Here is a 20,755-nt window from a genome sequence, read left to right as displayed (position 1 = left end):
TTTTTTTTATTTTAAGAGCTCTACAGTATTACGATTTAGTTTAATGATTCCCTCGTTTTCAAAAGCCTTTAATAATCGCGATATTACAACTCTTGAGGTGTTCAATTCGTAGGCTATTTCTTGGTGTGTATTACTTATAATTAAAGAATTGTTCACTTTAGCTTTCTCTTTTAGATACTTCATGAGGCGCTCGTCCATTTTCATAAAAGCAAGATTGTCTATAGCAGTAAGCATTTCGCTAAGTCTTTTATTATAACTCGTAAAAACAAAGTTGCGCCAGCTTTTATATTTACCTAGCCATTCTTCCATTTTGCCTACAGGAATCATTGCTACACTACCCTCTGTTTCGGCTATAGCGCGTATTTCGCTTTTGGTATACCCCATGCAGCAGGCTAGTGTCATGGCGCAGGTGTCCCCTTTTTCAAGAAAATACAATAACAGTTCACCTTCATCTCGATCTTCACGCAATATTTTTATAGCTCCTTTTATTAAAAGTGGCATTTGTTGTATATATTCTCCTATCTCTATGAGCTTATCATCTGCTTTAAAATCAATGAGAGTTGCAGTATTAACAATTTCGTCTATAAGAGCGGGTTCAAATACTGAACCATAAGCTTTAATAAGGTGTTCTGTCATAATTTACTATCAATAGGATTGATGTAAATATACAAATTAATGAGGTAGTTTGTCTTTCAGCAGTCCGTACACCCATGTTCCAGTTATAGCGCCTACTATTACCACAATTATAGGTAAATAGCCAGCTCCTAGTAATGTAAACATAGGTCCTGGGCAAGCCCCAGCAAGTGCCCAACCTAGCCCAAATATGATTCCTCCGATCATATATCTTATAAAACTCTTTTCTTTTGGAACAAACACTATAGAATCGCCATTGATATGTTTTAGCTGTTTTCGTTTAATAATTTGTACCAAAACAATGCCTAATACTAAAGCCGAGCCTATGATGCCATACATGTGAAAGGATTTAAACTGAAACATTTCGTAAATGCGAAACCAAGAAGATGCTTCTGATTTAAACATTACGATGCCAAAAAATGTACCTATTATAAGGAAAATTATATTTTTCATATTGTATTTAAAAGATTAAAGGGAATAGTAAGTGTATCATAATGAGTCCGCCAATAAAGAAACCAATAACAGCTATTAGCGAAGGTAGTTGTAGGTTACTGAGTCCTGATATGGCATGCCCAGATGTACACCCGCCAGCATAACGTGCACCAAACCCTACAAAAAAGCCACCTATAAGTAATAATATAATTGTTTTTACTGAAGAGAAAGCTTCATTACCAAACAGCTCTGATGGCGCATAGGATGAACCTGCACTTTTAAAACCCATTTGCTGTAGTTGGGTAACTACATCATTATTAATATCAACAGCAGTGTCATTCGATAAAAAATTCATAGCAATAAACCCGCCTAAAACAGCTCCCACCATAACGATAAGATTCCAGCGTTGAGAACGCCAATCAAAACAGAAAAATTCGCATGTTTTTCCTCCTCCACACATTGTGCATAGTGTTCGTAGATTTGAAGACATCCCAAAGTTTTTCCCTGCAAATAAAAGCGCAGCCATAGTGACTGTAATTAAAGGTCCAGATATATACCAAGGCCAAGGTTCAAAAATCCAACTCATAATTTTATTTGTTTTTTATGAACAGCAAAATAACTGAATTATAAAAGCCCTGTCAGTAGCTTTTGTTACATAAGCTCTTTTTAATTGAAAAATAAATTTTAAGAAATGAATCTTTTAACCGTTAAATGCTATTATTGCTATTGAATATTAATCTAATACTTATATAGGGTAATCTATGGTAGGCCTCTTATGGGTTCATTATAAGTTATGTAATGACTATAGAGGTAACTTTTTATTATGTTTTATTTAATAACACATTCCTTGTCTGTATAAGCAACTTTGTGTAATTTTGCCGTTGATATGAAAAAAATGTTAGTCAGATTTTTCTCTTTACTCATCATTCTCCTTTTAGGAGGGCAGAGTACTTTGTATGCTAATGCATACGAAAATCAGACAGATAATTTTTCGATATTAAAAAATGAAAATCGCGAAATTGCCAACTTAGGCACAGCAAAAAGTACGCGGCATTCAATTATTAGACACATATTATCTGACATAGAAGAGGAAGACCTCGAGATATGTGCAATAGATGATAGTGAGAGCGAAGAAGAAAAATGGATTTCTTATAAGAAGACCTTAGAAATCAATAAATATTATACTTCTTCTTATTACGCTCAAGCAAACCAGTATTTTTGCCATCACGTTAAAAAACGCTTATCCTTACATAAGCAGTTTTTACACTTTATATCTTCTAGTAGATATATTACACTCAGAGTCATTAGATTGTGATTTAAAACAAGTTGAACAAATTTCGTTGTTTAACCCTCCCATTATTATTAGTTACTATTTCGCATATGAGTTAGCATAAGGCTAATTTGTATGCATCAAAGTGTATTTTCTATACACAATTTTCAAAAAAACATCAATAAAATCAAGCTGTTTTAAAAACATCAAAATTATTATGAAGCGAATTTTCATGGTTATGAGTTTGTGTGCCTTGTTATGCAATGTAGGCTGCAAAGAAGAAAAAGAAGAGAAAGAAGAAGAAACAAAGTTCTTGGTTACTAACCCGGTAAGGATGGATACTACAATGACAGAAGACTATGTTTGTCAAATCCGTTCCATACGCCATATTGAACTAAGGGCCCAAGAACGAGGGTACTTAGATGATATATATGTAGATGAAGGCGATTTTGTAAAAAAGGGGCAATTATTGTTCAAAATTATGCCCAAACTTTATGAAGCCGAAATGCAAAGAGCTAAGGCTGAAGCCGACTTTGCTGAAATTGAATACCAAAATACAAAAAGACTTGCCGATAGTAATGTTGTAGCTCCTAATGAGCTAGCTATGGCTAAAGCTAAGTTTGATAAAGCCAAAGCAGAACTAGCATTAACACAAGTACATTTAGACTTTACAGAGATAAGAGCCCCTTTTGATGGTATAATAGACCGTTTTCATGTAAGACAAGGAAGTCTTATAGATGAAGGAGAGCTACTTACTAACCTTTCAGACAATAGTAAAATGTGGGTTTACTTTAATGTACCCGAGGCTGAATACTTAGACTATAAAACTCAGGTAAAAAACAACGATAAGCAAAAAGTAAACTTGCTTATGGCTAATAATAAAATGTTTGAATATCCTGGAGTGATAGAGACTATTGAAGCAGATTTTAATAACGAAACAGGTAATATTCCTTTTAGGGCAACATTTGCTAACCCTGACGGATTATTAAGGCATGGAGAAACAGGTAGTATTCAATTAACCTCACCTTTAAAAGGGGCGCTTTTAATTCCTCAAAAAGCTACGTTTGAAGTACTTGATAAAAAATATGTATATGTAATAACAAAAGACGATAAGATACAATCTAGAGAGGTTAAAATTGCAGCAGAATTGCCTCATATCTTTATTATTAGTGATGGTTTATCTTTAGATGACAAGATTCTTCTTGAAGGCTTACGCTTAGTAAAAGAAAATGAAAAAATAGAATATAAACTGGAGAAGCCAGAACATGTTATATCGCATTTGGAGCTATATGCAGAATAATCGAATAACTTAAAAAGATAACAAATGTTTAATAAATTTATACACAGACCTGTATTTGCGATAGTAATTTCGATTATGATTGTATTTATGGGTACTCTGGCAATAAAACAATTGCCAACCTCGCAGTTTCCCGAAATTGCACCAACAACAGTAAATATTTTTATTGCTTATCCTGGAGCTAGTGCCGATGTATTAGTAAAATCGACACTTATTACACTAGAAAACTCTATTAATGGTGTTCAAGGTATGCGATATATGGCAACAGATGCCACTAGTGCAGGAGAGGCAACATTAAGGATAATTTTTGAACCAGGTACAGATCCTAATCAAGCAGTTATTAGGGTCAAGACAAGGGTAGATCAGGTTATGCCGCTATTACCCGAACTTGTACAACGAGAAGGGGTTATTATTACCCCTATTCAGCCTAGTATGCTAATGTATGTTAACCTGTATGCGAAAGGCAAAAACATGGATGAAAAGTTCCTGTATAACTACGCTAACGTTAAAATGATTCCTGAAATTAACAGGATTAAAGGGGTAGCAAGGTCACAAATATTAGGTAGCCGAACTTATGCTATGCGTATTTGGTTAAACCCTGATCGTATGAGAGCTTACCAAGTTTCTGTAGACGAAGTTATGGAAGCTTTAGGAGAGCAAAGTATTGTAGGGCGTCCTGGTCGTATAGGGCAAAGCTCTGGTATTGATGCCCAATCGTTAGAATATGTGTTAACATATGAAGGAAGGTATAATGAGCCAGAACAGTATGAGAATATCATCATCCGTGCTAACGCAGAGGGTGAAGCAATTCGATTAAAAGATATTGGTCGTGCAGAACTAGGTAGTGAATTTTTTGATATCTACTCTAATTTAGACGGACATCCGTCTGCATCTATTGTGTTAAAGCAAAACTATGGTAGTAATGCTAGCGATGTTATTGAAGATGTAAAAATGAAGTTAGAAGAAATGAAAGAAACTTTCCCTCCGGGAATGGACTATAAAATTAGTTATGATGTTTCTAAGTTCTTAGATGCTTCTATAGATCAGGTTATAGATACTTTAAGAGATGCCTTTATACTGGTAGCTTTGGTTGTATTTATATTCTTGGGCGATTGGCGTTCTACATTAATACCCATATTAGCCGTTCCTGTATCATTGATAGGGGCTTTCTTTGTTATTCAATTTTTCGGAATTTCCATTAACATGGTAACCATGTTTGCACTTGTGTTAGCCATTGGTATTGTGGTAGATGATGCCATAGTCGTCGTCGAGGCAGTCCATGCTAAGTTTGAGGAGTTTCCTCATATAACACCTTACATGGCTGTGAAAAAAGTATTAGGAGAAATCAGTGGTGCTATTATAGCCATTACAGCTGTAATGGTATCGGTGTTCTTGCCTATATCATTTATGTCAGGTCCTGTAGGAACATTCTACCGTCAGTTCTCTATTACTATGGCGAGTTCTATTGTAATATCTGCACTTATAGCACTTACACTTACACCTGTATTGTGTGCTATGCTACTAAAAAATAATCACGGAAAAGAAAAGAAACAAAACATACTTACAAAATCGCTCGATAAGTTTAATAGCGTGTTTGATAAACTTACAGGCAAGTATGTAGCACTGTTAAAAAGAATTGTTAGTAGGAGATGGCTCACATTTGCCATATTAATAGCATTTTGTGCAGGTACATTCTTTGTAAATAAAATTCTTCCTTCAGGTTTTATACCCAGTGAAGATCAGGGTACAATTTATGCCATTATTCAAACGCCACCCGGTTCTACATTAGAGACTACCAATCAAGTATCGCAAAGGCTTCAAAAAATTTGTGAAGAGATAGAAGGAGTAGAGTCAGTATCATCTCTTGCAGGTTATGAAATTATGACCGAAGGTAGAGGGTCTAATGCGGGTACGTGCCTTATCAACCTAAAACCATGGGATGAGAGAGAGCATAAAGTAACCGAGGTAATGGAGGAATTAGAAGAAAAATCTAAAGGACTTGGAGCAAAAATAGAATTTTTTGAACCACCCGCTATTCCTGGTTTTGGTTCTTCAGGAGGTTTCTCACTACGTTTATTAGATAAAAATACGACTACAAATTATCAGGATTTTGATATAATAAACAAAAAATTCCTCGAAGATCTAGGTAAGCGTAAAGAGTTATCAGGACTGTTTACATTCTTTGCTGCCAATTATCCGCAGTATGAATTGAAAATAGACAACGACCTTGCTATGCAAAAAGGAGTGTCTATAGGTAAAGCAATGGGAAATCTTGATATTTTGATAGGTAGTACCTATGAACAAGGTTTTATTAAGTTTGACCGTTTCTTTAAAGTATATGTACAGTCTGACCCTAAGTTTAGAAGACTTCCTTCGGATGTATTAAATCTATTTGTTAAAAATGATCATGGCGAAATGGTACCTTACTCTGCTTTCATGAGGCTAGAAAAGAAACAAGGACCAAATGAGATTACTCGCTATAATATGTATAATTCTGCTGCCATTCAGGGGCTTCCAGCAAAAGGTTATACAACAGCCGATGCTATTCAGGCTGTTCGCGAGGTTGCTGCCGAGACCTTACCAAAAGGATATGATATTGCATGGGAAGGACTTTCTTATGATGAAGCAAGCAGGGGTAATGAGTCAATTTACATCTTTATGATTGTATTAGTATTCGTTTACTTTGTGTTAGCTGCACAGTATGAGAGTTTTATTATTCCGCTTGCAGTTGTATTCTCACTTCCTGTAGGGGTGTTTGGTTCGTTCTTGTTACTCGAAGCAATGGGACTTCAAAATGATATTTATGCCCAAATAGGGCTCATAATGCTTGTCGGGTTGCTCGGTAAGAATGCGGTATTAATAGTAGAGTTTGCAGTACAAAAACACCATGAAGGTGCTACTATACTTGAAGCAGCTATAGAGGGGGCTAAAGTACGTTTTAGACCTATTTTAATGACATCGTTTGCCTTTATCGCAGGATTAATTCCGTTAATGCTTGCAACTGGTGCAGGAGCTATAGGTAACAAAACGCTTGGTTCTGCTGCGCTTGGAGGTATGTTCTTCGGAACAATTTTCGGGGTAATTATAGTGCCTGGACTGTACTTTATTTTTGGTTCGCTTGCAGAGGGTAGGAAACTAATAAAAGACGAAGACGACGGTTCTTTATCAGAAGAATTTGTACACATGATAGATAATTTTCCAAAAAATGAAGAAAATAATGAGTAAGATATTTAATAAGCAAACTTATATATATGTAGGTATTGTGCTTACGCTACTAGCATTTACAGGGTGTAAGCTCCCTTCTGTAGCAAAGCAAACAGCAAATACTAATGTCCCTGAGAGTTATAATGACTCTCAGGACACAGTGAATACGGCTCAGATAAAATGGAAAGATTATTTTACTGACCCGTATCTTGATAACCTTATTGAGATAGCTTTAAGCAACAATCAGGAGTTGAATATAATGTTGCAAGAAATCCAAATTTCTCAAAATGAGATAAAAACTAGAAAAGGAGAGTATTTACCTTTTGTAGGGTTAAATGGAGGAGCAGGGGTTGATAAAGTAGCACGTTTTACTAGTCGTGGTGCAAGCGAAGCCACTACCGAAATAGAACCTGGTAAAGAAATGCCCGACCCATTACAAGATTATATGGTAGGTGCTTATGCTACTTGGGAAGTAGATGTATGGGGGAAACTGCACAATGCTAAAAAGGCGGCAGTAAGTAGATACCTATCTTCTGTAGAGGGTAAAAACTTTATGGTAACTAATATGGTTGCCGAAATTGCCGATACTTACTATGAGCTTTTAGCATTAGATAATCAGTTAATTATCTTAAATCAGAATATTGAGATACAAGGGAATGCACTAGAGATAGTAAAACTGCAAAAACAATCGGCAAGGGTTAATGAGCTTGCCGTACGTAGGTTTGAGGCACAGGTGCTAAATACTAGAAGCCTTCAGTATGCCATTAAGCAGAAGATTACAGAAACAGAGAATAAGATTAATTTTTTGGTAGGACGATTTCCGCAACCTGTAGAAAGAAGCCCTCAAGAGTTTAATACTATAATACCAAGTATTATTCATGCGGGTATTCCATCGCAATTATTGGAAAACCGCCCAGATGTGAAACAAGCAGAGTTAGAACTTGCCGCAGCCAAACTTGATATAAAGGTAGCTAAAGCTAGGTTTTACCCTTCATTAGGTATTTCGGCAGGTATAGGTTACCGCGCTTTTGACCCAAGTTATTTAGTAAAGCCAGAATCGTTGCTGTATTCTATTGCAGGCGATTTGGCAGCACCATTAATAAACAGGAATGCTATAAAAGCAGCGTATAGTAGTGCCAATGCAAAACAGGTACAGGCTATTTATAATTATGAGCGTACTATTTTGAATGCATATATAGAAGTAGCAAACCAGTTGGCAAAAATAGATAATATGGAAAAGGCTTACGACCTGAAATCGCAAGAAGTAGTTGCTCTTACTCAGTCTATTGATATTTCGAATGATTTGTTTAGATCTGCAAGAGCAGATTATATGGAAGTGTTGCTAACGCAACGTGATGCGCTCGAATCGAGATTTGAATTGATAGAAACCAAAATGCAGCAAATGAGTGCAATGGTTAATATATACCGTGCCTTAGGGGGCGGATGGAATTAAGAGGGATAATTGTTAAGTTTGGTTAATTTTGATAAACCCTCCAAAGTCATTGACTTTGGAGGGTTTTCTGTTATTATATATTCTTATGTAAAATTACAGAGGAATATTACCGTGTTTTCGGTTAGGTGTCTCTACCTTTTTATTTTCTAGCATACTGAAAGCTTTTATCAGTTTTCTGCGGGTGTCTTTTGGCAGGATAACCTCGTCTATAAAGCCACGTTGTGCAGCCCTGTAGGGGTTAGCAAACTTCTCGGCATACTCCGCTTCTTTTTCCAACAGTTTAGCAGCAGAATCATCTGCCTCGGCAATTTCACGTTTAAAGATAATTTCACTAGCTCCTTTAGCACCCATTACCGCAATTTCGGCAGTAGGCCAAGCAAAGTTCATATCGGCACCAATGTGTTTCGAGTTCATTACGTCATACGCACCACCATAGGCTTTACGAGTAATAACCGTTACGCGTGGTACGGTTGCTTCGCTAAGTGCATATAGTAGTTTTGCACCGTGTACTATAATACCGCTCCACTCTTGGTTAGTGCCTGGTAAGAAGCCTGGTACATCTACTAATACTAATAACGGAATGTTGAAGGCATCGCAAAAACGGGTAAAACGGGCTGCTTTTGTCGAGCTATTTACATCAAGTACACCCGCTAAATACATGGGCTGATTTGCCACAATACCTACGCTTCTACCACCAATGCGGGCAAAACCTACAATAATATTTTCGGCAAAATCTTTATGTATTTCATAGAAAGAATCTTCGTCTATAATACCACTAATAACCCCATGCATATCATATGGTTTATTAGCACTATCAGGTATAATATCTGAAAGTACATCGCGTACTTCATCGTTAAGCTTGAAGTCTACTTTAGGAGCGGTTTCTTTATTGTTTTGAGGTAAGTAGCCTAGTAGTTTTTTAATATCTTCGAGACACTCTACATCATTTGCAGAGGTAGTATGCGCCACCCCCGATTTTGTAGAGTGTGTACTTGCACCACCTAACTCTTCGCTAGTTACGGTTTCGTTAGTTACTGTTTTTACTACATTAGGACCAGTTACAAACATATAACTCGTGTTCTCTACCATCATGGTAAAATCGGTCATAGCAGGAGAATATACTGCACCACCCGCACAAGGACCCATAATAGCAGAGATTTGCGGAATTACACCACTACTCTGTACGTTACGGTAAAAAATATCGGCATAACCGCCCAGTGAACGTACACCTTCCTGAATACGTGCCCCACCAGAGTCATTTAGCCCTATCATAGGTGCACCATTTTTAACAGCCATATCCATGACTTTACAAATCTTCTCGGCGTGCGTTTCAGATAATGCACCACCAAAAACGGTAAAATCTTGCGCAAAAACATACACAAGTCTGCCGTTTATAGTACCATAACCAGTGATAACACCATCGCCATAGTATTGTTCTTTTTCCATACCAAAATCAGTAGTACGGTGGGTAACCAGCATACCAATTTCTTCAAAAGAACCTTCGTCCATTAAGTATTCCACCCGCTCGCGTGCGGTAAGCTTCTTCTTTTCGTGCTGTTTTGCTATCCGTTTCTCGCCTCCACCTAAATGTGCCTGAGCGATTTTATCGTTTAATACTTTTATTTTGTCTTCCATAGGTTTACTGTATTGGCAGTCGTAAAATTTTCTGGTCTTCCAAATATTGTTTCAGGGCAACATAGGCAGCAATTTCTGCTTCGTTGTCCATTTGCGATTTTAGCTTTTCGGCATCGTAGTATTTCTTTACAAAATGCGTGTCGAAATCTCCTGAACGGAATGCTTCGTGTTCGCACACAAATGTACCGAAGGGTAGGGTAGTACTAATACCTTCTACTTTATAATCGGCAATGGCTTCTATCATTAGTTCGATAGCTTCCTCACGTGTTTTGCCATAGGTAATTAGCTTGGCAAGCATCGGGTCATAATAAATAGGTACATCCATACCTTGCTCAAAACCATTATCTACACGTATGCCTTTGCCTACGGGAATTTGATATATATCCAAATGCCCAACGCTTGGCGCAAAGTCATTTAGTGAGTCTTCGGCATATACACGAAGTTCTAGTGCATGACCGTTTATTTGTAAGTCTTCTTGTTTAATATCGAGTGCTTCGCCACGTGCTACTTTTATTTGTAGCTCTACAAGGTCAAGTCCTGTAATCAATTCGGTAACGGGATGCTCTACCTGTAGGCGGGTGTTCATTTCTAGGAAATAGAAGTTTTTATTTTCATCCAATAAAAACTCTACTGTACCAGCACCTAAGTAATCGCAGGCTTTTGCTACTTTAACGGCAGCTTCGCCCATGGCTTTTCTGATTTCGGGTGTAAGTACTGCACTTGGTGCTTCTTCTACCACTTTTTGGTGACGACGTTGCACGCTACATTCTCTTTCAAAAAGGTAAATGATATTGCCATGGCTATCTGCCATAACTTGTATCTCGATATGTCGTGGTGAGCCTACATATTTTTCGATAAAAACAGACCCATCACCAAAGGCTGAGGTAGCCTCACTTATAGCGCGTTCCATTTGCGGAACAAAATCGGCTTCTTTTTCTACCACGCGCATTCCTTTACCACCACCACCTGCTGATGCTTTTATCAGGATAGGGAAACCAATGTTTACGGCTGCTTGTTGAGCTTTTGCCACATCAGTAATTGCTTCGTCTATACCGGGAACCATAGGGATGTCATACCCCTTAACGGCATCTTTGGCAGCGAGCTTGCTACCCATTATGCGGATAGCTTTAGAGCGTGGTCCTATAAAGGTAATACCACTAGCTTCTACGGCTTCGGCAAACGTAGCATTTTCGCTCAAAAATCCGTATCCAGGGTGAATCCCATCTACGTTAAGCGATTTGGCTACTTCTATTATTTTATCTCCTAAAAGGTAGGATTTGTTTGATGGTGCTTCGCCTATGCAAACAGCTTCATCGGCAAGTTTTACATGGGGTGCATTTCTATCGGCGGTCGAGAAAACAGCAACGGTTTTAATGCCCATTTTCTTTGCGGTTTCCATTACCCTTATGGCAATTTCGCCCCTATTGGCTACAAGTATCTTTTTCATAGTGCTATTCAAATTCTATTAGTAACTGACCTTTATCTACAGCGTCGCCTTTGCTTACTGCAATAGACTTAATAACGCCAGCTCTTGGCGATTGGAAAGTGTTTTCCATTTTCATTGCCTCTAGTACGAGTAAGTTGTCATTTTCTTGTACTTCTTGTCCTACGGTAACATTTATTTCGAGTATAAGCCCCGGTATAGGTGCTTTTATATCGTTTACCTGTTTTGCAGCGCCTATCTCGAAGCCCATTGCTACAATAAGCTCATCGAGCGCATTAGCAATGTTTACAGTATAGGTGTTATTATTCACCGTAACGGTATATTCTTTTGCAAGAAAATTTGTTTGGGTAGTGGCTGCTTTAAAAGGTTTACTGTCTTTTAAAATATGGTAATTGTTCGGTGCTGTACTAATGGCATCGAGCTGCGAAAGTTGCGCTTCGTTAACATCAAAAGTAGTAGTGCCGTTTACCGTAAGTTTGTAAGCGTTACTCATGTGATAGTTGATTTTGGAGCTGTAAATATAAATAAAAGAAAACGTTTTCGGGGGGTGTAAGTGTGCAAAAGCCTGGATTTTTACCAGGCTTTTAATTAATTATATTTAATAGAAACAAGACCATCAAATCCATTTCTCTTTATTAGGCTTTGCAAAGTATGGACAAACCGTTCTAATTCCCGATTTAATATTTGCTTATATTCTTCACCATTTTCATTATATTCGTCAGGGAGGAGTTCCCTTATTGCATAATTTATACCTGTAAGTGTAGATGGAAAGTCTAAGATTTCTAATTGATTTTTCTCTAATTTTTTCACATCTACATTGTAATTTCGTCTTCTACCTAAGGCAGGAATACATTTTTCTTCAACTCCAATTTTATTTTTGATTTGTTGAAACTGTAGATTTAGGTCTTCCGATAGAGTTTTTGGAATCATTATTTGAATGCTACAAATACTATATTTAATACCTTCTATATCAAATTGATTTTTCTTATAGTACTCATTGCATAAAGGTTTTATGAAATTTTCAAAATAACCAAAAGCTAAAGTATTTGAAGGAAAAAAATTAAACTTATTAATAGAACTATTATCAAATAATTGCTTGACCTCTTTAATCTTATCGGTTATATTATCTATATTGTATTTGGCAATGTATATACCACTTAGGTCGGTAGGCACTTCTACTGATGAATCCACTAAAAAAGCACATTTATCAATACCCAATCTTCCAATAAATAAGCCTAATTCAAACAAAATATTATCACGTGCAGATAAAACTTCATTTCCTCGCTTTATTAGTTTATCATCTGGAGTACCAATTAAAATACCAAAGTCAAATTTTAAACTAGCTTTCAATAAATCATTTAAGAAATTGTTGTTTAATCTGAAAACTGCCTTATCCCAAATTTTTTCATCCCAAATTGTTACCTCATAATCTTTATCAAGGAAGCCTTCTACTATTTTAGCAATTTTTATTTCTTCACTAGAACATCCTATAAAAATTTTTTTCTTTTTCATACAGCGATTAATTTTAATGAATAGATATCGGATAATATTGCATCAATTTCTGATTTGAAAATATAAAGCTCACTTACTTTTTCAGGGTTTGACCTAAAAATATACTCTTGTGCATCTACTGATTTTAAATTATTTCTATAGCTTTCATCAGAAGCAAGTAAAGATATTTGATTATACAAAATCATGACTAATTCTAAGTAATTAGATGAATCGTATATTTTTAGATCTATATCATAGCAAATAGCATTAATGTCAAAACTTGATATTTTTGGTTTTCCTGTTATTTGTGAAGTATCACACTTAATATTTTTCAAAAAACGAATCATTTTTTTAAGTCTCCCATTAGATAAGATACTTTTTTCATTAATTCTTTTGATACTCCAAAAAGGAAACTCTACGGGTAGTTTACTGTCAGTTTCTTTATTATAAATTTGTATACCTTTTTTGTGTTCGCTGTTAGATTTCATATAGGGTATAGCTTTATAATAGACAGCAGTAGCAACATCTACTTTTCTAAGAGGTGTTTTGACTTCAACAGCAATGGCTTTTGGTTTTGAAATGTCCACATCTTTATAGATTGACTGTAAAGTTTCTTCGGACTTAATACGAATCTTCCCTAAATCTGAAAGCTGATCTCCTCCATATAAAGTAAAATTATCAGAATGCTCTTTCAGGTTTTTATACTCTTTGTTGGTGTATTTCCATGATTCATCTAATGCTGTTTTAAGGCTGGCACGGTCTACTGTTGAAGATTGCAACGAAATTTGTAAAAGATCAATATCATTATCATTTAAAATATGCGTATTGGTTTCAACGGATCCTTGAAATCTAAATTCTATATTTTTGTCGTGTAATTTTTCTAAGTGAACCATTACTTTTTTCGCAGCAGCCTTGCTATTATTAGTATATTCTAAAGGAACACCTGCCATTGCAAGTTTAACATATTGACCTACATCTGTATAAGGTATGCCTGCACTTTCAAAAAGTAACCTTCTAATAGGTAAGTTTTCAGGGTTACTTCTTTCTTTAACTTTTTGAATTAAATTCGTGTAATTTTTTTTCATACAAAAATCTTTAAATTATTAATTATCCTTTACTTTCTACAGGGTCATTACCATAGCTATCTCTACCTCGAATTGTTCCATCTTTTTTATGAATGAACAATTCTGATTCCTGATTTTTAGCAATTTTTCTTGCTGATTCAATAGCTTCTGTCTGTGTTTTTGTAACTTTTGTTGCTTTTGAGTTACCTTCACCTTTTACTGCCCATCCATCTTGATGGGGTACAACATGTTGATTTTTTTTCATGTTATTAAAAATTTTGATTATACTAAATTTTCGGTATTTAGCGAATAACCGGAAAGGAGAGAGTTAAAGATTTTGTAGGATGAAAAATAATATTATATTTGTACCTGTATTAAAATAGCAATAGTCCTTTCTTTTAACTGCTTAATTGTAATTTGGGGAGATTTTACAATTATCTTAACGTTTTTTTTAGTTCAAGTTTTGTGCCAACTATATCGTTTTCGCGTTTTATAAAAAAAAATATAGAAAATAAATTAATTTATAACCTAGATATATATCTAGGTTATAAAAAACTATGACATTGTGTCAATTGTGTTTGAAAAAATGACAATATGACGTTAAGATATGTCATGGTTTATAAATACAGAAAGCCTCCAATTAGGAGGCTTTTGTTGTTTTTATATCGATGAGGTTTTACTCTCCCGCTACTATTTTAATAGCACTGCGGTATAAGTATGTTCCATAAATGTGTCTACGAGCAAAACGTGCTGGCGACTCGGCATTTACCATCTTGATGTAGGTGTTTCTTGGTACACCAAAGTATTCATAATTGCTACCATCTACAAAGTTGATGTATAGGGCTTGGTTTTCCATATAAAAATCCAATATCCCAGACTCTTTTGTAGTCTTGGTATATTCTGCTTGGTTTTTCTCGGCAGTTTCAGGAGCAACACTTACCAAGAAGTGGTATGCCTCTATAATTGCCTTGCTTTTTTCTTCGGCAGCCAGTGTTTCTTCTTCAGTAGTACAGGTGTCTGGGTGGCATTCTTTCATGCTGTTCCTGTAAATGGTTTTCAGCTCCTTTAGGGTTGCTGCCTTAGTAACGTCGAGTAACTTTCTGTACTCAACAATTTTTTTCATGTTCATGGTGTTGCAAAATAAAAAACCACCTATTTTCATAGGAGGTTTGTCTTAGAAGGCGCAAAGGTACATTATATTTTTCAGCTTTGCACCTGTGTATCGTGAAAGATAATATTACTTTAATATACTTAATAAAGCATCAGGATAAAGCCCAATGGCAATAGTAAGCAGTATAGATACTACTGCGACTATGCTGTATGCCGTAGGTGCTTTCTGAGTGTTTTCTGTAGCGTCTTTGCTGTACATGGCTAGTATTAGCTTAAAGTAGTAGCCTACACTCACTATAGAGTTAACTACGGCTACTATTACTATAGCTATATGTCCTGATTTTATTACTTCGCTAAACAAGAAGAACTTGGCAAAGAACCCAGATAATATAGGGATACCTGCCATAGATAGTAATGCTAAGGTTAGTGTAGCTGCCATAACAGGATTGGTTTTACCCAGTCCGTTAAACTGATAAATATCTTCGTTCTCTTTATTACTAGTAACATATAGTATTACGGCAAACGCTGCTATACCCGCAAGTGCATAAGCCGAAGCGTAGTAGAACAATACCCCTGACATAGCAGGAGGGTTTAGTAATACCATAAGCATAAAACCTGCATGAGATATACCAGAGAAAGCAAGCATACGCTTTACGTTAGTTTGTCTTAATGCCATAAAGTTACCCACCGTCATAGATAGTATAGATACTGTTATGATAATGGCAATATAGCTACCTGGTACTTCGTGGTTAAGGTTGCGCATTAGCTTAAAGAAAGCTGCCATAGCAGCTACTTTTGCTAGTGTACTCATGGTAGCAGTGTTTAGTGCAGGTGAACCTTGGTAAACATCAGGTGCCCACATATGAAAAGGTGCAGCAGCAATTTTAAATAATAAGCCTATAGTAAGCATCACTATTCCTATAAAGAACCAACCTGGTAAATCGCCACTTAATACGGCGCTGTAAATAGCAGCATTGTCAAACGAGCCTGTTGCACCATAAATAAGCGCAATACCAAATAATAAAATACCCGATGCAAAAGCCCCCATAAGGAAGTATTTCATACCAGCCTCGTTACTTTTTATGTTTTTTGGCTCACTTGCAGCGAGTACATATAGTGATATAGATAAAATTTCGATACCTAAAAAGAACATAGCAAGGTTACCAAACGATACCATAGCTACAGCCCCTGCAAGCAAGAATAATTTTATAGCAACAAAGTCGGATATTTTAGCTTTGTGTTCTTTATGAAACTCGGGTGTCATTGCTACTAAAAAGATAGTAAGCACTATAAACAGCCCAGTAAATGCCATACCGAAACTGTTGTTAACAATCATGTTATTATAAAAGCCTTCACTACGATCGGTAATGGCAGCGTTTAGACCAAGCTCCATATAATCATATACGTTAAGCCCTAGTATTGCCAATAGCCCGATAATAGTAACGGGAACAATGGCTTTCCTTAAATTGAAAATTTCAGCTATAAGGCATAAAATCCCTAATCCTGCAATAGCTATTAATGTATTCATTGTTATATGAGCTTAATTAATCTGATTAATTTGTAATAATACCTTTTGTAGGTCTGGTGTAATAAAGTCGGCAATCGGGCTTGGATATATTCCGAAAAATAATAGTACCCCGATGATAAGTGCAAATACAAAGCCTTCGCCAAATGTAATATCGGCAAATACTTTTGTACCCTTATCGCCAAGCATTACTTGCTGGAACATTCTCAGCATATAAAATGCACCAAGTATAATGGTAGTACCGCCAAAAACAGCAAACCAAATATTAGTTTGGGCAAGGCTATATAGTACCTCAAATTCTCCTATAAAGTTAAAGGTTAATGGTAACGCAACGGATGCCATAACCAATATCATAAACATAGATGCAAATTTTGGCGCTTGTGTTCTGATGCCGCCCATATCTGCAATTTCTCCTGTGTTGTACCTGCGCGATATAATTTCGGCAGCGTAGAATAAACCAACTACTACAAAACCGTGCGCTATCATTTGCAAGAAAGCCCCACGAAGCCCGTCGATAGTAAGCGTATAAGCACCTGCTGCAATAAGCCCAACGTGTGCTAAAGATGAGTAGGCTAATAATTTTTTAAGGTCAGTTTGTTTCAGAGCAAGTATAGAGCCATATATAACACCTGCAATACACAGGGCTATAAAGATATATTTATATTCTGCTGCTGCTTGTGGCGCTATAGGTAATTGCCATCTCACGATGCTGTATAATGCCATTTTTAGCATAATACCCGATAGTAGCATAGTACCTACGGCTGGAGCTTTTTGGTACACATTAGCCTGCCATGTGTGGAATGGTATAATCGGGATTTTGATAGCATAAGCTAAAAAGAATCCAAGGAATATCCAAAATTGCTCTGTTTCCGATAGGTGTGCTTTATATAAGTGAATGTTAAGGAAACTTCCTGTTTTAGTATATAGGTATATAAACGAAACCAACATAAACAGCGAACCTGCAAAGGTGTAGATAAAGAATTTTACAACTGCTTTTTTTCTGCTTTCGGCATCGCCGCTACCCCATATAAGAGCTATGAAATATATTGGTATTAATGATAATTCCCAGAAAATATAATATACTAAACCATCTGTGCTTAAAAATGTACCTACCATAGCAAATGCCATAAACAGGATAAGAGCATAAAATGCTTTTGTTTTTGGGAACATATTCCCAAAAGATGTTAATACAATTATTGGTGTAAGCACTGTGGTAAGCGCAACCATAGCAAGCGATAAGCTATCGGCACTAAAGTTTAATAGTACGCGAGGTCTTTTTATCCAAGTATGTAAATAGCTTACCTTTTCGCCCATATTGTAGCGATATATCACATAAAGGGTGGCTGCAAATGCTGCGGTGCTAAATATTAATGCGGCTTTAGAAGCCCATTTATCGCCCACAAAGTAAGTAGCAACTGCTCCGAATAATAGAATAATGAGTATAAATGATACGTCCATCAGGTATGAATTATTTTAAAAAGATATAAGCTATTATAGAGCATACGCTCAATACAAATACAAACAGATATAAACCTACGCTTCCGTTTTGTGCACTTCTTCCTTGTGCACCTATTGCGTTGGCAACTTTACCAAGCCCAAATATAAAGCCTGAAAAAGCAACTTCGGTAATATTCTTAAAGAAAGCACCTAGAGCATATATTGGTTTTACAATAACTGTATTATAAATTTCATCTACATAAAATTTATTATAGACTATTTTGGCAAATCCTGTTATTTCATTATCTGGTACAGGTACAAATGATTTTTTGATGTATTTAGCATATGCTAACCCTATACCTATTAATGCACCTACAATTGCAACTCCCATAAGCATATACTCTGTAGTGCCCAATGCGTGGTGCTCTGCCGGATGGCTTATAATTGGTGCAAGGTATTCGTTTAGCCAGCTACTGCCTGGTAAACTTATAGCACCACCCACTAAAGCAAGTACGGCAAGTACTATAAGCGGGAAAGTAATAAGTGATGGCGATTCGTGCAGGTGGTTTTTCTGTTCTTCTGTTCCTCTAAAATCTTTAAAGAAAGTAAGGTATAGTAATCGGAACATGTAAAATGCTGTCATTATAGAGGCAACTGATCCAATAACCCATAGTGGTTTGTTATGGTGGAAAGCTGTCATTAATATTTCGTCTTTAGAGAAGAAACCAGAGAATGGCGGTAAACCTGATATTGCCAGTGTAGCAATAAGGAAAGTAATAAAGGTTACCTTCATTACTTTGCGAAGACCACCCATGTTGCGCATATCCTGCTCGCCACTCATAGCGTGTATAACCGAACCTGAACCTAAGAATAAACAAGCCTTAAAGAAAGCGTGTGTTATTACATGGAAAACAGCTATTTCATAAGCTCCTAATCCAAGCGCAAGGAACATAAGCCCTAATTGTGATACAGTAGAGTAAGCAAGTACTTTTTTAATATCATTTTGCATTAAGCCTATAGTAGCAGCAACTAGTGAAGTAACAGCACCTACTATGGCAATTATATTTTGAACATCTGGTGTAAGGTCAAAAACAAAATTCATTCGGGTAATCATAAAAATACCTGCGGTTACCATCGTAGCAGCGTGTATTAATGCCGAAACCGGTGTTGGTCCTGCCATCGCATCAGGTAACCATGTGTATAATGGTATCTGAGCACTTTTACCACAAGCTCCTATAAACAGGCATAGTGTAGCAACGCCTAACCATGTCATGTTTGTAACATCGTTTACATTAAAACTTCCTGAAGCAATAGCATTTTTAATATCTATATAATCTACACTATGGAAAAGGTACCCTATAATGAATATACCAATAAGGAAACCAAGGTCACCAATACGGTTCATGATGAAGGCTTTCTTGGCAGCATCGTTAAAGTCTTGATTTTTATACCAAAACCCAATAAGTAGGTAAGAGCAAAGTCCAACGCCTTCCCATCCGATGAACATTATAAGTAGGTTACTACCCATAACTAGCATAAGCATAAAGAATATGAAAAGGTTTAGGTAAGCAAAGTACTTATGCATATTTTCATCATTATGCATATAACTGATAGAATATACATGTATAAGTGTACCAATACCAGTAACAAACATTAGCCATAGCAATGATAGCTGGTCTAGTTGAAAAGCAAAGTTAACACTAAAGTTATCCAGTGTCATCCATTTAAACAGGTTAACCATTACAGGTTCTTTGGTACTGCTTACTTGCATGAAGAAAAACAGCGTAACTGCAAATGATACCGCCACGGCCAAAGTGCCTAATGTGCCCGATAAATTTCTGCTCAGTTTTTTTCCTGCAAAAATGTTAAGTAAAAACCCTGCTAAGGGGGCTAATAGTAATAGTAAAGCCAAATTAGTCTCCATTAGGCGTTATCCTTTTAAATTCTTTAAATTATCAATATCAATATTCTTCATGTTTCTGTACACGGCTACCAATATGGCAAGCCCAACGGCTACCTCTGCTGCGGCTACTGCCATAGAGAAGAATACGAAAACTTGTCCTGCTGCATCCTGATGGTAAGTAGAAAAAGCTACCAATAGAAGGTTTACTGCATTAAGCATAATTTCGATTGACATGAACATTACAATGGCATTTCTCCTGTAAAGCACTCCAAATGCCCCTACACAAAAAAGCAATGTGGAAAGATAAATGTAGTTTTCGATACCTATCTGTTGTAAAATGTTTTCCATATTAGTCGTTAATGTGTTCTTTTTTAGATAATAATACTGCACCTATCATTGATACCAAAAGCAGTATAGAGGCAAACTCAAACGGAACCATATAATCGTTGAGTAATACTTGTCCTAATACTTGAATAGATTGGTAATCTTCGCCCGAATTTTTATACTCCATTATTGCTGGTTGTGCTTTTATAAAGGTAGCCAGTAATACAAATGCTATAAGGCAAAAAGAAATGGTTGCCGCAATACGGGTAAGTATAGACTTGTGCTGTTCGTCCTCTTTATTGAGGTTCATGAGCATTATGGTAAAGAGCATCAATATCATGATAGCTCCCGAATATACTATGATGTGTACTATTGCTAAAAACTGAGCATTGAACATAAGATAATGTCCTGCAATAGAGAAAAAGCAAAGTACAAGATAAATAGCACTGTGTATAGGGTTTTTACTAAAGATGGTTAAAAACGCAGTAGCTAAAGTAATCGCCGATAAAATATAGAATACTGTTGTTATCATC

19 protein-coding genes are annotated in these 20,755 nt (G+C 36.3%); 4 read left to right on the top strand and 15 right to left on the bottom strand.

What is annotated here, in order from left to right:
* Nucleotides 1-6: 6 nt before the first annotated feature.
* From DVK85_RS04710 to DVK85_RS04700, 3 genes are read right to left on the bottom strand one after another with little or no spacing between them, the layout of a single operon-like run.
* Complete coding sequence (locus tag DVK85_RS04710; protein WP_114677329.1) at nt 7-636, bottom strand: Crp/Fnr family transcriptional regulator; 630 nt, start codon at nt 634-636, stop codon at nt 7-9.
* 36 nt (nt 637-672) lie between these two features.
* The gene (locus DVK85_RS04705) at nt 673-1,086 is read right to left on the bottom strand and encodes a YeeE/YedE family protein (protein WP_114677328.1); all 414 of its coding nucleotides are present in this window, start codon (nt 1,084-1,086) and stop codon (nt 673-675) included.
* A 7-nt stretch (nt 1,087-1,093) separates the two neighbouring features.
* Entirely contained in the window at nt 1,094-1,651 is a 558-nt protein-coding gene (locus tag DVK85_RS04700; RefSeq protein ID WP_114677327.1) for a YeeE/YedE family protein, read from the bottom strand.
* 300 nt (nt 1,652-1,951) lie between these two features.
* Between DVK85_RS04700 and DVK85_RS04695 the strand changes: the two genes are divergently transcribed.
* The 4 genes from DVK85_RS04695 (at nt 1,952) to DVK85_RS04680 (ending at nt 8,289) form a co-directional block, all read left to right on the top strand.
* Complete coding sequence (locus DVK85_RS04695; RefSeq protein WP_114677326.1) at nt 1,952-2,380, top strand: hypothetical protein; 429 nt, start codon at nt 1,952-1,954, stop codon at nt 2,378-2,380.
* 172 nt (nt 2,381-2,552) lie between these two features.
* Nucleotides 2,553-3,635: an efflux RND transporter periplasmic adaptor subunit gene (locus tag DVK85_RS04690; protein ID WP_114677325.1), complete on the top strand. Its 1,083-nt coding sequence runs from the start codon at nt 2,553-2,555 to the stop codon at nt 3,633-3,635.
* A gap of 24 nt (nt 3,636-3,659) precedes the next feature.
* Nucleotides 3,660-6,857 (top strand): efflux RND transporter permease subunit, encoded by a 3,198-nt coding sequence (locus tag DVK85_RS04685; RefSeq protein ID WP_114677324.1) that lies wholly within the window; start codon nt 3,660-3,662, stop codon nt 6,855-6,857.
* A complete protein-coding gene (locus DVK85_RS04680; protein WP_114678983.1) occupies nt 6,850-8,289 on the top strand; it encodes a TolC family protein in 1,440 nt (479 codons plus the stop codon). The genes DVK85_RS04685 and DVK85_RS04680 overlap by 8 nt, the downstream gene beginning before the upstream one ends.
* A 93-nt stretch (nt 8,290-8,382) precedes the next feature.
* Here the strand turns inward: DVK85_RS04680 and DVK85_RS04675 are convergent, their stop codons facing one another.
* The 12 genes from DVK85_RS04675 to DVK85_RS04620 form a co-directional block, all read right to left on the bottom strand.
* Nucleotides 8,383-9,924, bottom strand: coding sequence for an acyl-CoA carboxylase subunit beta (locus tag DVK85_RS04675; RefSeq protein WP_114677323.1), 1,542 nt, complete (start codon nt 9,922-9,924; stop codon nt 8,383-8,385).
* A gap of 4 nt (nt 9,925-9,928) precedes the next feature.
* On the bottom strand, nt 9,929-11,371 hold the full coding sequence (accC, locus tag DVK85_RS04670) for an acetyl-CoA carboxylase biotin carboxylase subunit (RefSeq protein ID WP_114677322.1): 1,443 nt from the start codon (nt 11,369-11,371) through the stop codon (nt 9,929-9,931).
* 4 nt (nt 11,372-11,375) lie between these two features.
* Nucleotides 11,376-11,861, bottom strand: coding sequence for an acetyl-CoA carboxylase biotin carboxyl carrier protein subunit (locus DVK85_RS04665; RefSeq protein ID WP_114677321.1), 486 nt, complete (start codon nt 11,859-11,861; stop codon nt 11,376-11,378).
* A 95-nt stretch (nt 11,862-11,956) separates the two neighbouring features.
* A complete protein-coding gene (gene cap12 / locus DVK85_RS04660; protein ID WP_114677320.1) occupies nt 11,957-12,880 on the bottom strand; it encodes a CBASS system CD-NTase-associated NAD(+) hydrolase Cap12 in 924 nt (307 codons plus the stop codon).
* Nucleotides 12,877-13,944, bottom strand: coding sequence for a hypothetical protein (locus tag DVK85_RS04655; protein ID WP_114677319.1), 1,068 nt, complete (start codon nt 13,942-13,944; stop codon nt 12,877-12,879). Before DVK85_RS04655 ends, cap12 begins: the two co-directional genes overlap by 4 nt.
* Before the next feature lie 22 nt (nt 13,945-13,966).
* Complete coding sequence (locus tag DVK85_RS04650) at nt 13,967-14,188, bottom strand: DUF2188 domain-containing protein (protein WP_114677318.1); 222 nt, start codon at nt 14,186-14,188, stop codon at nt 13,967-13,969.
* Between the two features lie 411 nt (nt 14,189-14,599).
* Entirely contained in the window at nt 14,600-15,046 is a 447-nt protein-coding gene (locus tag DVK85_RS04645; RefSeq protein ID WP_114678982.1) for a KTSC domain-containing protein, read from the bottom strand.
* A 114-nt stretch (nt 15,047-15,160) separates the two neighbouring features.
* Complete coding sequence (locus DVK85_RS04640; RefSeq protein WP_114677317.1) at nt 15,161-16,561, bottom strand: NADH-quinone oxidoreductase subunit N; 1,401 nt, start codon at nt 16,559-16,561, stop codon at nt 15,161-15,163.
* A gap of 12 nt (nt 16,562-16,573) precedes the next feature.
* Nucleotides 16,574-18,016 carry a complex I subunit 4 family protein gene (locus DVK85_RS04635; protein ID WP_114677316.1) on the bottom strand — a complete coding sequence of 481 codons (1,443 nt, stop codon included), beginning with the start codon at nt 18,014-18,016 and terminating at the stop codon, nt 16,574-16,576.
* A gap of 10 nt (nt 18,017-18,026) precedes the next feature.
* Complete coding sequence (gene nuoL, locus DVK85_RS04630) at nt 18,027-19,919, bottom strand: NADH-quinone oxidoreductase subunit L (protein ID WP_114677315.1); 1,893 nt, start codon at nt 19,917-19,919, stop codon at nt 18,027-18,029.
* Nucleotides 19,920-19,925: 6 nt separating this feature from the next.
* Nucleotides 19,926-20,246, bottom strand: a complete 321-nt coding sequence (gene nuoK / locus DVK85_RS04625) for an NADH-quinone oxidoreductase subunit NuoK (protein WP_114677314.1) — start codon at nt 20,244-20,246, stop codon at nt 19,926-19,928.
* A gap of 1 nt (nt 20,247) precedes the next feature.
* Entirely contained in the window at nt 20,248-20,754 is a 507-nt protein-coding gene (locus DVK85_RS04620) for an NADH-quinone oxidoreductase subunit J family protein (protein WP_114677313.1), read from the bottom strand.
* Between the last annotated feature and the right edge of the window lies 1 nt (nt 20,755).

This window comes from Flavobacterium arcticum, assembly GCF_003344925.1.
In the GTDB taxonomy this organism is placed as follows: Bacteria; Bacteroidota; Bacteroidia; order Flavobacteriales; family Flavobacteriaceae; genus Flavobacterium; species Flavobacterium arcticum.
The sequence above is the reverse complement of the archived record's forward strand: the minus strand, read 5'-3'. Positions and strand labels throughout refer to the sequence as shown.